Below are 15,333 nucleotides of genomic sequence, written 5' to 3'. Positions count from 1 at the left end.
TAGAGTACTAGTAAAGTCTATGATTTGAGCTTAAATCAAACAGATAAGGAAATTATCCAAGTTTAGTCACTAATACACAAGCCGCGAGAATCAAAGGAATAGCCAGACGATAGGTCCAAAGCTGAACCCCAGAACTGAACACCCGCGAACCCTTGAGCCATGAGTGTAAACCAAAACCTGCCAGGAATAGCATCAGCACTTCGACACCCGCAATAGTATCGGTATCTCCACCGGTAAAAATAGCCGTCACTAATAAGGCAAACCAGACGACGGTGAAGCCAGCGGCGGCTAAAGAAAAGGTCTTAATGCCAACATCCAGATTTGGTAAGAATGACTTATTCTCACCACGAATAAGTTCGCTGAGGTTAGCGGTTAATGCGCCAACGAGTGGCATCAGGGGTACGACGACAAGATTTAACATGGTATGTCCTACAAACTAGTTTACAGAAACCAAGTATCTGCCCATTCACCTTAGCTTCCAAGTGATGTTTACCATGATTAACTAAGCTTAATCCTGCGGAAATTTAAGCTTAACCTCTGTCAACATCTTTCATACTAATCCCGATTGAAAGCACAAAATAAAAAAGCGCCATCAGGCGCTTTTAAATAGTGTTATCAATCCTATAAAGGATCAATTCATGTGACTGAATTAGCTTCTCTTGAATAGCAAAGAGCCGTTGGTACCGCCAAAGCCAAATGAATTACATAATGCATACTCAAACTTCTGATCCCTCGCGGTGTGCGGCACGAAATCGAGATCGCAACCTTCATCAGGATTGTCTAAGTTCAATGTCGGTGGCACTACTTGATCTCTCAGCGCCAACAAGGTGATGATGGCTTCAACTGAACCCGCGGCACCAAGCAGGTGCCCGGTCATCGACTTAGTCGAGCTGACGGTGAGATCGTAAGCATGGGCACCAAATGCAGCCTTAACCGCTGCCGCCTCTGCTTTATCCCCTGCGGGTGTCGATGTGCCGTGAGCATTGATATAACCAACCAACTCTTTGGCTATTTTGGCATCATTCATGGCGTTAACCATGGCAGCTGCTGCGCCAGAACCATCTGCTGGCGGTGATGTCATATGAAAAGCATCTCCACTCATGCCAAAACCGACCAGCTCGCCATAGATGGTCGCACCGCGAGCCTTAGCGTGCTCATACTCTTCCATGACCATGATGCCGGCACCGTCACCTATGACGAAGCCATCTCTGTCTTTATCCCAAGGGCGGCTCGCTGCTTGGGGGTCATCGTTGCGTGTCGACAATGCCTTGGCTGAAGCGAAGCCGCCAACTCCTAACGGACAAGTGACATCTTCGGCGCCACCGGCAACCATTATATCGGCATCACCATAGGCAATAGTACGAGCCGCGAAACCTATGTTATGTACACCGGTCGTACAGGCTGTGGTCACAGCAAAGTTAGGCCCTTTCAAGCCATACTTGATTGATAGGTGACCCGCAATCATGTTGATGATGGTGCTGGGTACGAAAAAAGGTGAGATCTTACGCGGTCCACCTTTAGTTAAGGCTGCGTGGCCTTGCTCTATGAGTCTCAGTCCGCCCATGCCGGCGCCGATAGCAGTACCGACGCGAGCAGGATCGAGTTTATCCATATCTAATCCTGCATCTTCAACGGCTTGAATACCCGCGGCCATACCGTACTGGATAAACAGATCCATCTTTCGAGCGTCTTTCTTTGTCAAATATTGCTCAACATCGAAATCTTTGACTGAGCCACTGAAACGAGTGGTAAATTCACTCGCATCAAATTTAGTGATTGGGGCTATTCCGCTTTGGCCTGAAACTAATGCCTTCCAGGATGAATCTACGGTATTGCCTACAGGACTGACTAAACCTAGACCGGTTACGACTACACGACGTTTAGACACGTTGTCACCTTTTTACTGAGTTAAATAGAAATGAAGCATGGATACATGCATCTTATTTTAGTTCTGAACTGTTAGAAATTAAAAGTAGTAGTAGTGATGGGAACACGCGATTTCCAATAGCCAGAAACAAAAACAGGCAGCATAAATGCTGCCTGTTTTCTAGAATTCAGGATTACTGATTCTTTGAAACGTAATCAATTGCTGATTGAACAGTAGTGATTTTTTCAGCTTCTTCATCAGGGATCTCGGTGTCAAACTCTTCTTCCAGAGCCATAACCAACTCAACCGTGTCCAGAGAATCTGCACCCAGGTCGTCAACGAAAGATGCTGCAGACTTAACGTCTTCTTCTTTAACACCTAGTTGCTCAATAATGATTTTCTTTACACGTTCTTCGATGTTGCTCATTAGTTTTCTTTCCTATTAAATTACGCACTTGCGCAAGATTGCGAGTAGTTTATTCAATTTGGCTAACAATGCAAGCTTAACTTCTGTGGTCTAACCACGAAAGTATGCATATCTTGATGCCGATCATCAATAGTTGGCTGAAAAAACTGCCAATACCCTAAAATTTATACATCATCACACAGTAACAATTAACGACTGAAACTCTGTGATCTTATTTGAGACTCATTAAAACGCACAAGATACTGCACATTTTAATGTGTCTCAACAGCCTTAGGCCATGTACATGCCACCATTCACATGGAGAGTCTCACCTGTGATATAAGCAGCAGAGTCAGATGCTAGGAAAAGCACGGCATTCGCTATCTCTTGTGCTTGTCCGAGTCGCGCCATAGGCACCTGCGACATAATACCTTGTTGCTGCTCTTCAGTCAGCTCATCGGTCATATCAGTCTGGATAAATCCAGGAGCAATAGCATTCACTGTTATTTGACGAGATGCAACCTCCTTTGCAAGAGATTTTGTAAATCCAAGTAAACCCGCTTTCGCAGCGCAATAGTTTGTTTGACCTGGGTTGCCCATGGAGCCTACGACAGAGCCGATATTGATGATACGCCCATTACGCTTTTTCATCATGGATCGCATCACTGCTTTAGACGTTCTGAATATCGAAGTCAGGTTAGTATCTATGATATCTCCCCACTCATCTTCCTTCATACGCATCAGCAGGTTGTCACGGGTGATACCGGCGTTATTGACCAGAATATTGACATCACCAACTTTCTCTTTAATGGTAGAGAATAATTCAGCGACAGAATCTTTGTCCGTGACATTAAGTACCAAACCAAAACCATTGTCACCCAGATACTCTTGAATTGCCGCAGCACCACGCTCGCTGGTCGCGGTACCGATAACGGTTGCACCAGCAGATATCAACGTTTCAGCAACGGCGCGGCCAATACCACGACTCGCGCCAGTAACCAAGGCAACTTTTCCAGATAAATCTATTGTTACACTCATTACAATCTCCTATTCGGTCAGTGCAGCAAGTGATGCCACATCGTTGACCACTTTCGCAGTTAGCGAACGATCGATACGCTTCGCTAAACCGGTTAATACTTTGCCGGGCCCCATTTCAAACAAACTTGTTACGCCTTGCTCCGAGATGGCTTTCACCGTATCAGACCAAAGTACAGGGCAATAGAGCTGACGGACCAAGGCATCCTTGATCTCTGCAGCAGACTCAGGGCTTGCTACATCAACATTATTAATGACGGTTATTTGTGGTGTTTTAAACTCTATGCTCTCAAGCGCTACAGCCAATTTTTCAGCAGCAGGACGCATCAATTCGCAATGTGACGGTACACTGACAGGCAGTGCAATAACCATCTTAGCCCCCGCCTCCTTACATAAGGCGGCGGCGCGTTCAACCGCGGCCTTGCTGCCGGCGATGACGACCTGACCCGGGCTGTTATAATTGACCGGACTGACGACTTCACCTTCGGCTCCCTCTTCACACGCCTTAGCGATGGCATCATTATCCAGACCGATAATGGCAAACATTGCACCAGTACCTGCTGGAACCGCTTGCTGCATGAGTTGTCCACGAAGTTCGACCAGCTTTACTGCATCGATAAAATCCATCACGCCTGCGCACACCAAGGCCGAATATTCACCTAAGCTGTGACCCGCCATTATCTTAGGCAGAGTCTTGCCACTGGCTTGATAAACACGCCAAATAGCCACGCTTGCGGTCAACAGTGCAGGCTGAGTCTTATCCGTTTGATTAAGCGTTTCAACTGGGCCTTGCTGCACCAGCTCCCACAGATCATAACCTAGTGCATCACTTGCCTGAGAAAAAGTTTGAGCGATGATATCGTGCTCGACAGCAAGTTCGGCCAACATGCCAATGGCCTGAGAGCCTTGACCAGGAAAAACGAAAGCAGAATTTTCCATAATATTTACCTATGACAATTCATAAAACATCTTGATGTTTAAAACAGGCTTTACCCGCCTGCTTAAACAAGATTAAAAACGGACCAGTGCACTGCCCCACGCAAAGCCAGCACCAAATGCTTCGAGCAAGATAAGCTGACCGCGCTCGATTCGACCATCACGAACGGCTTCATCCAACGCGATAGGAACGGAGGCTGCTGACGTATTACCATGCTTTGCTAAGGTCAATACCACTTTATCCAAACTCATATTGAGCTTCTTCGCCGTGGCCTTGATGATCCTGAAGTTTGCTTGATGAGGAACCAACCAGTCAATTTCAGACTTATCAATCTGATTAATCCTTAAGGTTTCTGTGACCACATGGGCAAGCTTAGTCACTGCGACCTTAAAAACATCATTGCCTTTCATGGTCATATATCCCATGGCTGCAGAAGATTCACCCGGGCGCGGCGGAAAAGAGCATTTAAGTAGATCGCCTTGACTGCCATCGGCATAGATATGAGTAGAAATGATACCCGGCTCGTTCGAAGCACCTATCACGGCGGCCCCTGCACCATCACCGAATAAGATAATAGTGCTGCGGTCATCGGGTTCACACAGACGTGATAACACGTCCGCACCGATAACTAAGACTTTCTTAGCGGCACCGGATTTAACATATTGGTCGGCAATAGAAAGCGCATAAACGAAGCCTGAACATGCGGCGGCAATATCGAATGCTGGAATAGTATTAACCCCCAGCATAGCCTGAATTTCACAGGCCGCTGCGGGAAATGCGTTACTGGCACTCGTCGTACCACACACGATCATATCGAGTTCAGATGCGTCTACCCCAGCCATTTCCAGGGCTTTAAGTGCAGCTTGGTAGCCCATAGTAGACACAGTCTCGTTTGGGGCGGCGATTCTACGCTCTGAAATACCTGTGCGTTCAACAATCCACTGATCTGTGGTTTCAACCATTTTTTCCAGATCAGAATTGCTACGCACCTGTTCTGGTAGATAACTACCAGTTCCAAGAATTTTTGTATGCATAAAGGAGATATCAGCTATTAATGTCTAAAAGAATCGACTCTAGACGTTCTTCAATCATCTGAGGGAGTCGACGTTGTGCCTCGGTCACTGCCAGATTAATCGCTTGTAAATAAGCAGACTCATCAGCGCTTCCATGACTTTTTACTACGATTCCGCGCAATCCTATCAAACTTGCACCATTGTAGTGGTCGGGGTTCATCTGATTCAGTACAGAATTGATACGAGGCGTGATTAATTTGGCCATTAATCGAACAAAGAAGCCTTGTTTCAGGCCTTTTTTTAATTGGTCTACCAGTAACCTGGCAATACCTTCTGAAGTTTTTAGAGTGATATTTCCTACGAAACCATCGCAAACGATGACATCGACATTCCCCGAAAAGAGGTCATTACCTTCGATAAAGCCGACATAATTGAGTTGAGGGCTCTGCTGTAAAAGTCGGCCTGCCTGCTGAACCTGATCATTACCTTTGATCTCTTCGATACCAACATTGAGTAATGCCACCTTAGGTGAAGGATTCTTATCTACGGCTTCGCATAATACCGAGCCCATTACAGCGAATTGAAACAAGGTTTCCGAGCAGCATGAGACATTGGCACCGAGATCGAGTAAGTAGACTGGGGTCTCATTCACGGCAGGAAGACAACTCACAAGCGCTGGTCTGTCTATTCCAGGTAGCGTTTTTAGCAGAACCTTAGACATAGCCATCAAAGCACCGGTATTACCCGCACTCAAACAGGCGTCAGCCTTGCCATCACGAACCAGCTCTATGGCTAACCTCATCGAACTTTGTTTGCGGTTTCTCAGCGCATGAACGGGTCTGTCTGACATGCTAACGACTTCGGTCGTATGCAAGATCTCTATTCGCGATCGAACACTGTGCTTTGCTTGAGAAAGATAAGGCGTGATTTCGGCTTCATTACCCACGAGGATAATACGAAGAAAGGAAGATAAACGAAGCGCCTGCAGGGTTGCAGGCACTGTGATGTGGGGGCCATGATCGCCCCCCATCGCATCTAACGCGAGCGTCAGATTAGTCATTTAGTAAGCAACAAATTACTTGTTGATAACCTTCTGACCACGGTAAAAACCATCCGCAGTCACGTTGTGACGTAGGTGTAGTTCACCACTCGTTGAGTCTACTGATAATTGAGGAGTGCTCAATGAATCATGTGAACGACGCATTCCGCGCTTTGAACGAGATTTTTTGTTCTTTTGTACAGCCATTTGACCTGTCTCCTGGGTTACTTGCTCTTCAGTTTTTCTAACACTGCAAACGGATTTGGACGCTCCTCTTGAGAAGGTTCAATCTCGCCTACTACTATATCTTGATCTCCCTGACCGCAACTTTCGCTGACATGCATAGGGATTAAAGGCATAGCGACTATCAATTCATCTTCAATCAATTGATGCAGACGAACCTCGCCTATTTCATTACTCTCAATAGGGTCATACGCATCCGGGAGCTCATCGATTTCGGCTTCATTCCCGCAGGGACTGAAGCTAAAGTCGACCGTAACCTCTGTGGTAAATAGCGTCATGCAGCGTTGACATATCAGAGTGAGCTCCGTCACAGCCTTCCCGTTAAGGTAGACTATCCCCTGTAAATCTTCACCACATTGTAACGACACTGTCACATCGGAACAGTCGCCGGCACTTAACTCATTCAACCGTTTTAATTGCTTACCCGGGATCAGGCCTTCAAAAGAAAGCTGACTCGAGGCCGCACGTATTGGATCGATTGAAACCGGTATCTTTACTGTTTGCATAAGGCGCGCATACTATAGTTTGAAATCCTCAGAGTCAAAGGAAATTTCCCATCTTAATAAAGAAGAGGGAAATCATTTACTCGTTTTAACTCTGAAAACAAAAATTGATGGATTAGAAATTTTACCCAAGCTGCCCAATTTACTCAAGTGTTTCATGCTCAAAATAGCAACGTTCACACCCATTTTAGTGAAGAAACTATCAAAGTGCGTGTAACCTGGACAATAACAAGGCTAAACTCCGGAGCATAACCACTGATAACGAACTTACACAACTTATAATAACGTTTCAGTGAAATCATCTTCAGCCCCCTCGAGGACATTCATATCATGTCGACACCCATCATCTTAGCATCAACCTCTCAATACAGAAAACAGATCTTAGCCAAGCTCGACTTGCCCTTTTCTTGTTGTGACCCACGAGTCGATGAAACCCACTTAGCCGATGAGTCGCCTGCAGATCTGGTAGTAAGGTTAGCCGAAGCTAAGGCTAAAGCCGGTGCGCAGCAATATCCTGAAGGCCTGGTCATTGGCTCAGATCAAGTCGCGGTCATCGATGGTAAGATAATAGGCAAGCCTTTAAACCACGAGACCGCAGTGAAACAGCTGACGGCTTCATCGGGTAAAATCATCACCTTTTACACTGGCATTTCACTGCATAATATTGCTTCGGGTCAAAACGAAAGCCTGTGTGAAACCTTCAACGTCCACTTCAAACACTTATCTCAACTGCAGATCGAACATTACCTATCGAGAGAGCAGCCATATTACTGTGCAGGTAGTTTCAAATGTGAAGGGCTGGGCATTGCCCTGTTTGAGCGATTAGAGGGAAAAGATCCCAACACTTTAATCGGGCTCCCCTTGATCGCACTCACCGAGATGCTTGCCAGGCAAGGCTACGACGTTTTAGCCCTGAGATAGTTCCAAATGAATACCAAGGCATGAACTTATCATGTAAAACTTAGTTATTTAGTATTAATCATCTTCTCTGTGGTTAAGAAAAGCATGATAACTGGCCGGAAACTGATATTAAAGTAGTGAACACTCGCCCAATTTTGCCCTGGAAGTATGAAATACGGTCAGTTTACTCACGCTCAACCAGATAGCCACTACACTTAACCTCTATTAATAATGAGAATCAGTATCGAGTACCTTGACGTACTCGGACATTTGACTTTGAGTCGACAAGGAGGTCTGACTTACTGGTTATATTTTGTGGGAATCGCTAATGACTGATATTGAAGAAGCGCTCGCGCTATTAGCCGCGCCGTGCACGGATGAACGTTTTTTCCAACGCGCCCTCAAGGCTCTCGCGCTCGTCACTCAATGTCGCTGGGCCGCATTTGGACGGCCTTCACATAAAGACGGCATCATGGAGATCGTGGCTTTTTGTGATTTAAAACATAATGTCCCGGGATTCGAGTTTGATCTCAAAGGTTCTCCCTGTGAGTCCATCTACCAGCTCAAGTATCCCAATTGCCACATACTTTACCCTTCAGAGCTACAAAAAACATTCCCAAACTTCTCCTTAATAAAGAATCTCGGAGCCAACAGTTATCAAGCCGAATTAATCCTCAACGACGATGGCTCTCCGATTGGCCATATACTCGTTATGGACACGTTGCCACAAACAGAGACGATGAAATCCAGAGAGTTTTTCAGGTTACTCGCCCAAAGGATTGGCATCGAATATAAAAGATTGCTCATTTCCCGTGAGCTGGACCTGCACAAACAGATGATTGCCCACACAGAACAGTTGATGTCATTCGTGGATCGAAACTATCAATATCGAGTCATTTCGAAAGGGTATGAAAAAGTCTTTAACCAAACAGCCAAGTCTCTCATAGGAAAATCTGTTGCAGAGGTCCACGGAGAAGCGATATTTAACGATCATTTAAAGCCCTTATTGGATAGGACACTTAAAGGTGAAACCATAACGGCACAGAGCTGGATCCATCCCCCTCACCTCTCAGAGCCCATTTATCTCAATATTCACCATAATCCCTATTTTAATGAGAAAGGTGAGGTCCTCGGCGTTATCGTCTCGGCACATAACATCACAGATCTTCACCATGCCAATGAAAAGATAGCACATTACGCCAATCACGACCCCTTAACTGGTTTACTCAATCGCAGAGCCCTGTTTGAGCAGATGGAACAGAAATTACTGGCGCAACAGAAGGGTCAGCTACAGCTGGCGGTGATCTATCTCGATCTGGATGGCTTCAGGCAGATAAACGATACCTATGGTCACCACCTGGGTGATAGAATTCTTAATGACGTCGCGAAACGCATTAAACAGGCCGCAAGTACACAGGAGTTGGTCGCAAGAATTGGAGGTGATGAGTTTATAGTCCTGACCAGTCTGGACTATGGCGCTAGCAAGGCTAACTATAGGGACAAGTTAGAATCTCGTTGTAAACAGTTTTTGAGTGATTTGAAAATGACGATAGATATCGAGGGCCATAGCTTACCCATATCGGCCAATGTAGGACACTATGTGGTTGAAGAGTTCAATATGGACTTGTCCTCTATCATATCTCAGGCCGATAAAGATATGTACGATAATAAGAAGATCCAATGACTCCGCAATTTCGTCTCATAAAATAACGGAGCTGTCTGCTAACAGACTCCCGGAGGCCAGACTTAGATGTAAATCACTATGAGGTCAGGTGTTCGAGCAACTCCATCGGTGAACTGATCACAACCTTAGGCTTGGCTTGGCTCAATTTATCTTTATCATGGGCACCATAGTCCACGCCTATGGCATGGATCCCCGCATTATTTGCCATATTAAGATCATGAATTGAATCGCCAATCATCACAGCCTTATCCGGTGAGACATCGAGTTCATTCAATAACTGCAAGATCATCTCGGGGCTAGGCTTACTTGCGGCTTCGTCTGCACACCGACTTGCCACAAAATATCCACCAAGCTCCGTTGCGATTAACACTCGGTTGAGTCCAGCTCGCGCCTTTCCTGTGGCCACGGCCAATTTATAGCCTCGGCCATTCAAAGTCGTGAGCAAGTCTTCGACACCATCAAACAAAGGGCTCGGAGTCTGATTCAGCTGTAAATATTGCTGACGATAGACCTCTTTCATTTCGCCTTGTAACAGGGCGCTGGCATCGGGATGAAGAATACTGAGTGCTTCATCCATAGATAAGCCGATAATATCGCGTACCGCTTGCTCCGTTGGCATAAGCATATTCAAGGTCAGAGCAGATTCCTGCATACAGGCCACAATCTTGCCGACTGAGTCCATCAGGGTGCCATCCCAGTCAAAGATCACCAGTTCATACTGCTTCATGCTTTCACCAACTTATCTAACGTTTGAGTCAATACCGGATCCAGAGGCGCTTGGACTATCATGATCTCCTCTGTGCCAGGATGAGTAAACCTGAGCTGAGCTGCATGTAGGAATAAACGATTCAAGCCGTGGACACGCATGGTGTCATCAAATCTTTGCTCACTGTATTTGTCATCACAGGCGATGGGATGGCCAGCATACTGACAATGCACGCGGATTTGATGCGTTCTGCCTGTTACCGGACTGGCTTGAACGAGTGTCGCACCTTGATAACGTTGTAAGATTTTGAAGCGAGTCTCACACTCCTTTCCCTCTTGATTAACCCGAACAATTCGCTCACCTGATTTCAGAGTTAACTTGAGTAACGGCGCTTTAATCACCTTATCACGCGCTTGCCAAGTGCCTTTGACTAAGGCCTGGTAGTCCTTTTGCATCTTTTTAAATCTGAGTTGATCATGCAGGTGTCTTAACGCACTGCGTTTCTTGGCAATCAGCAATACCCCAGATGTATCTTTATCGAGACGATGCACCAATTCGAGAAACTTCTGAGTCGGTCTCAAAGCGCGCATGGCTTCTATCACACCAAAATCGACACCACTACCACCATGGACCGCGATGCCGGAAGGTTTATTGAGCACTATAATTGATTTATCTTCGAATACGATCCGATCTTCGAGTTGCGACACCTTAGTTAATTTGGCAGAAGGTCCCGGACGTTCAGATTTATCGGACACTCTTACCGGTGGGATGCGCACGATATCACCGTCTTGTAACTTGTACTCAGGCTTGATGCGCTTCTTGTTTACCCTGACCTCCCCCTTTCGCACGATCCGATAGATCATACTCTTAGGGACACCTTTTAATTTTGTCATTAAATAATTATCAATTCTCTGCCCAAGATGGTCTTCATCGATAGTGACTAATTGAACTTTTGGTTTAGGTGCTTCGGTATTCATGGTGGGCCTTATCTACATCTGGGAGCGCATTGTACATCAAGTAACAAGAATTTTATGCCTTTCCATTTGCTGAATTTATTGATTGTTGCTATATTTCATCGGCGGTTGGGGATAATCAGTGAATAAAGTGTTCATAAAACCCCCAGCCCTTACGCAAGAAGCAGAGACTAAAATAATTTTCCATCTGTCGTAAATAGCTAATTTGCAAGTCGTTTTATTAATATAATACCGAAAATGTATGTTAACGACTAAACGGATAGGAAAACCCACATTACAAGGTGGTTTCTCTAAGAAATGCGTCCCAAATTCGAAGATTAATTTTAACTTATCATCAAACGATCTCAATTCGATTTTGGCATTACCGGAAAGAACCGAATAATTTATGGGGTTAGTTGTCGTTTTACAACGAATTCCTTGTTTTTGTAGATATTAAAAAATAAGCCATAAATGGATGCGACACGCAGAGATTGCGTCTAACAGAGATGCGCACCTTGCCTAGACACCAGCCGTGAGGCTCTATTATGTGCTAGGCCCGTAATGCAACGAAAATAATCGTTTGATGACCTTATTTTAGAAGAAACACGTCATCATGAAACGGATGTTAATTAATGCGACTCAATCTGAAGAGTTGCGCGTAGCCCTAGTTGATGGGCAACAGCTATATGATCTAGATATTGAAAGTCCAGGTCACGAGCAAAAGAAAGCTAATATCTACAAGGGTAAAATCACCCGTGTAGAGCCCTCTCTCGAAGCGGCATTTGTCGATTATGGAGCAGACCGTCATGGATTCCTGCCCCTCAAAGAGATCGCCAGAGAATACTTCCCTAAAGGTTACTCTTTCCAAGGTCGCCCCAATATTAAAGAGGTGATTAAAGAGGGCCAAGAGGTCATAGTTCAAATTGATAAAGAGGAGCGTGGCAATAAAGGCGCCGCACTCACGACTTTTATCAGTTTAGCGGGTTCATACCTTGTCTTAATGCCAAATAACCCTCGCGCCGGTGGCATCTCTCGCCGTATCGAAGGTGATGAACGCACTGAGCTAAAGGCGGCCTTGTCTGAATTAGACGTGCCTAATGGCATGGGCTTAATTGTACGCACAGCCGGTGTTGGTAAAGACTCTGCAGAACTTGCATGGGATCTAAAAGTACTTGAGCATCATTGGACTGCGATTAAAGAAGCGTCTGTTGGTCGCCCCGCGCCTTTCCTCATTCACCAAGAAAGTAACGTCATCGTTCGTGCTATTCGTGACTATTTACGTCGTGATGTGGGTGAAGTACTTATCGATCATCCTCGCATCTTCGAAGAAGCAAAACAGCATGTTGCTTTGGTACGCCCCGATTTTGCAGACAGAATCAAACACTATGATGCAGAAGTGCCTCTGTTCACTCATTTCCAGATTGAGACACAGATCGAATCGGCATTCCAACGTGAAGTGCGTTTACCCTCTGGCGGATCGATTGTTATCGACCCCACTGAGGCATTAACATCAATCGATATCAACTCAGCCCGCGCCACTAAGGGCAGCGATATCGAAGAGACTGCGTTAAACACCAACCTGGAAGCTGCAGATGAAATTGCCCGTCAATTACGTCTTCGCGACTTGGGCGGACTCGTGGTTATTGACTTCATCGACATGACTCCCGTACGTCATCAGCGTGAAGTAGAGAACAGAATGCGTGATGCTGTTCACTTAGATAGAGCCCGTGTTCAACTCGGACGCATCTCTCGCTTCGGTCTGATGGAAATGTCACGACAACGCCTTAGACCCTCTCTGGAAGAGTCTGCTGCACATCTATGTCCTCGTTGTCACGGCCAAGGCACCATTCGTGGCACTGAGTCATTAGCACTGTCAATTCTGCGTCTGATGGAAGAGGAAGCGATAAAAGAGAATACCTCTCAAATCGAAGCCGTTGTGCCAGTCGATGTCGCCGCTTTCCTACTCAACGAGAAACGAAAAGCCATTCGCATCACTGAGCAACGTCATGATGTAGAAGTCTATGTGATCCCAGATCCAAATATGTCTACGCCAGATTACCGAGTCTCACGTCATCGCAAAGACGATCAGATAAGCGAAGCCAGTTATAAACTGCTGGAGCAGCCTGTATCCAATTTGTATGAGCCCCGTAAGCTTGAGCGTGCAGCGACTCCTGAGCCCGCAATAAAAGGATTCACTGCGCCAGTAAAAGCGCCTGAACCTAAAGCCAAGGCAGCAACAGCCCCTAAGGCAACTGAAGAACCTGGTCTAATCGCTAAGTTTTTCACCGCTATTGGTGGACTGTTCAAAGCTGAACCAAAGGCTGAAGAGCCCAAGAAGCAAAGCGAATCACCCAGCCAGAACCGTAACAATCGTCGTCCTGCTCGCAAGAATGATTCACGTCGTAACGACAGTCGTCGTAATCGTGATGATAAGGAGCAATCAGGCGATAAGAATGAGCGTACTTCACGTCACAGCCGTAATAAGCGTGCTGATTCAAATGAAGAGCGCTCAAGCAGAGATAAAGGCGATCAGGGCGAGCAAGGCAAGCGTCAATCTCGTCATGACAGCAAGCCGACTCGAACTCGTCAACAAGCAGATGTTACTGATACTACTGATGCAGCTGATGCGGCTGATGCGACTCCTAAACAGGAAGTTGCCAGAGAGCGTCGTCAACGTAGAAATATGCGTAGGAAAGTACGTATAGAAACTGAAAAGTCACAGCAGCTTGATGAGCAACACACAGAAGCAGTTTCTGCTGAAGTGGTTGTAGAAACAGCTCCGATTTCGGTTAAAGAAGATAAACAGGCTCGTCCTAAGCGTCAGCCTCGTAAGGCTAAGCCTAAGACTGATATAAAAGCTAAGGATGACGTTCAAGTTACTAAAGCAGCTGAAAACACTACGGCAGAAGTAGAGACTACAACGCCAGAAACTCAGCAAGACGACAAACTTGATACTGTTTCTCAAGATAGCGTGACAGTTGAAACAAGCTCAGTCGAAGCCAGTGCTACTGAAACTAGTGCTGTTGAAGTTGAAGCTAACGCTGATGCCACTGATGATAAGCCACGTGAAGGTCAGCGTCGCAGTCGTCGTAGCCCACGTCATCTTCGCGCTGCGGGTCAGCGTCGTCGCCGTGATGAAGATGACGGTGAGACTAATGCTGATGCAACTCCAGCCTTCATCCCTAATGAAACTGAAGTTGAATTTCAAGCGAATCAAGCAGCAGTCTCTGCAGCTAGCGCCCAGTCTACAACTGAAGCGCCTGTTACAGCACCGACTAAGCCAGTAGCGCCAGTTCAAGCTGAAGCTCCAGTACACGTCGAAGCTAAAGCTGAAGCTCAATCGGCACCGGCAGCTCCGATTAAGCCTGTAGCGCCAGTTCAAGCCGAGACTCCAGTGAAGGTCGAAGTTAAAGCTGAAGCTCAATCGGCATCGGCAGCTCCAACTAAGCCTGCGGCTCCGGTTCAAGCTGAGACTCAAGTGAAAGTCGAAGTTAAGGCTGAAGCTCAATCGGCATCGGCAGTGCCAACTAAGCCTGCGGCTCCGGTTAAAGCTGAGACTCCAGTGGAAGTCGAAGTTAAAGCTGAAGCTCAATCGGCATCAGCAGTGCCAACTAAGCCTGCGGCTCCGGTTAAAGTCGAAGTCAAGGTAGAAGCTCTGGCTGCATCGGCACCGACTAAACCAGAAGCTCCTGTACAAGCCGTAGCCAAGCCTGAAGTTAACACGGTAACCGCTGCAGCAGCCAGACCTGCGACACCGGTTAAAGTAGAGACTCAGCAGATAGCCCCAGAAGCAACAGCCGAAGTCAAAGCTAAAGTGGAAACACCAGTGAAGACTCTAGCTAAGCCTAGAGGTGCTAGTCGCTTTGGCACTATGGTGAGTTCAGACATGATCGCACCTGTGGTGGAAACGAGAGAAAACGTAGATGTCCCTAAAGGGCGTCAATACGAAGCATCTGAATCTTCACCAGCCGATGCTAAGCCGAAAACGGCAAATTCAGCTAATTCGGACATGGCCAGACCATAAGCTATAATTAGTCGATAAAAGAA

Annotated in this window: 14 protein-coding genes; 3 read left to right on the top strand and 11 right to left on the bottom strand. The window is 46.3% G+C overall.

All coding sequences use genetic code 11. The annotated features are described in order from the left end of the window. Window positions 1-52 precede the first annotated feature (52 nt). The 9 genes from FS373_RS27890 to yceD all read right to left on the bottom strand — a co-directional run bounded on the left by FS373_RS27890 (window position 53) and on the right by yceD (window position 7,046). Window positions 53-421 (bottom strand): hypothetical protein, encoded by a 369-nt coding sequence (locus FS373_RS27890; protein WP_144046900.1) that lies wholly within the window; start codon window positions 419-421, stop codon window positions 53-55. Window positions 422-649: 228 nt separating this feature from the next. Further along, the gene (gene fabF, locus FS373_RS27885) at window positions 650-1,888 is read right to left on the bottom strand and encodes a beta-ketoacyl-ACP synthase II (protein WP_144046901.1); all 1,239 of its coding nucleotides are present in this window, start codon (window positions 1,886-1,888) and stop codon (window positions 650-652) included. Between the two features lie 172 nt (window positions 1,889-2,060). Continuing rightward, window positions 2,061-2,294 carry an acyl carrier protein gene (gene acpP / locus FS373_RS27880; RefSeq protein WP_112353023.1) on the bottom strand — a complete coding sequence of 78 codons (234 nt, stop codon included), beginning with the start codon at window positions 2,292-2,294 and terminating at the stop codon, window positions 2,061-2,063. A 270-nt stretch (window positions 2,295-2,564) separates the two neighbouring features. Then, window positions 2,565-3,311 (bottom strand): 3-oxoacyl-ACP reductase FabG, encoded by a 747-nt coding sequence (fabG, locus tag FS373_RS27875; RefSeq protein ID WP_144046902.1) that lies wholly within the window; start codon window positions 3,309-3,311, stop codon window positions 2,565-2,567. Between the two features lie 9 nt (window positions 3,312-3,320). After that, complete coding sequence (gene fabD, locus FS373_RS27870; RefSeq protein ID WP_152831086.1) at window positions 3,321-4,247, bottom strand: ACP S-malonyltransferase; 927 nt, start codon at window positions 4,245-4,247, stop codon at window positions 3,321-3,323. Between the two features lie 72 nt (window positions 4,248-4,319). Next, entirely contained in the window at window positions 4,320-5,279 is a 960-nt protein-coding gene (locus FS373_RS27865) for a beta-ketoacyl-ACP synthase III (protein ID WP_152831084.1), read from the bottom strand. A 10-nt stretch (window positions 5,280-5,289) separates the two neighbouring features. After that, window positions 5,290-6,318, bottom strand: a complete 1,029-nt coding sequence (gene plsX, locus FS373_RS27860; RefSeq protein WP_144046904.1) for a phosphate acyltransferase PlsX — start codon at window positions 6,316-6,318, stop codon at window positions 5,290-5,292. A gap of 15 nt (window positions 6,319-6,333) precedes the next feature. Then, window positions 6,334-6,504 (bottom strand): 50S ribosomal protein L32, encoded by a 171-nt coding sequence (gene rpmF, locus FS373_RS27855; protein ID WP_012142966.1) that lies wholly within the window; start codon window positions 6,502-6,504, stop codon window positions 6,334-6,336. A gap of 17 nt (window positions 6,505-6,521) precedes the next feature. Continuing rightward, window positions 6,522-7,046 carry a 23S rRNA accumulation protein YceD gene (yceD, locus tag FS373_RS27850; protein ID WP_144046905.1) on the bottom strand — a complete coding sequence of 175 codons (525 nt, stop codon included), beginning with the start codon at window positions 7,044-7,046 and terminating at the stop codon, window positions 6,522-6,524. 327 nt (window positions 7,047-7,373) lie between these two features. On the opposite strand from yceD, the gene FS373_RS27845 reads away from it, so the two are divergent. Next, a complete protein-coding gene (locus FS373_RS27845) occupies window positions 7,374-7,964 on the top strand; it encodes a Maf family protein (RefSeq protein ID WP_144046906.1) in 591 nt (196 codons plus the stop codon). A gap of 307 nt (window positions 7,965-8,271) precedes the next feature. Further along, on the top strand, window positions 8,272-9,627 hold the full coding sequence (locus FS373_RS27840) for a GGDEF domain-containing protein (RefSeq protein ID WP_144046907.1): 1,356 nt from the start codon (window positions 8,272-8,274) through the stop codon (window positions 9,625-9,627). Between the two features lie 76 nt (window positions 9,628-9,703). Here the strand turns inward: FS373_RS27840 and FS373_RS27835 are convergent, their stop codons facing one another. Both FS373_RS27835 and rluC read right to left on the bottom strand, forming a co-directional pair. Continuing rightward, the gene (locus FS373_RS27835) at window positions 9,704-10,354 is read right to left on the bottom strand and encodes an HAD-IA family hydrolase (protein WP_144046908.1); all 651 of its coding nucleotides are present in this window, start codon (window positions 10,352-10,354) and stop codon (window positions 9,704-9,706) included. Continuing rightward, entirely contained in the window at window positions 10,351-11,310 is a 960-nt protein-coding gene (rluC, locus tag FS373_RS27830) for a 23S rRNA pseudouridine(955/2504/2580) synthase RluC (RefSeq protein WP_144046909.1), read from the bottom strand. Before rluC ends, FS373_RS27835 begins: the two co-directional genes overlap by 4 nt. 589 nt (window positions 11,311-11,899) lie before the next feature. Here rluC and rne point away from each other — a divergent pair. Continuing rightward, window positions 11,900-15,310 (top strand): ribonuclease E, encoded by a 3,411-nt coding sequence (gene rne, locus FS373_RS27825; protein ID WP_144046910.1) that lies wholly within the window; start codon window positions 11,900-11,902, stop codon window positions 15,308-15,310. Window positions 15,311-15,333 lie beyond the last annotated feature (23 nt).

This window comes from Shewanella sp. YLB-07 (assembly GCF_009377275.1).
Note: the sequence above shows the minus strand (reverse complement) of the source record. Positions and strands in the feature narration are given on the sequence as shown.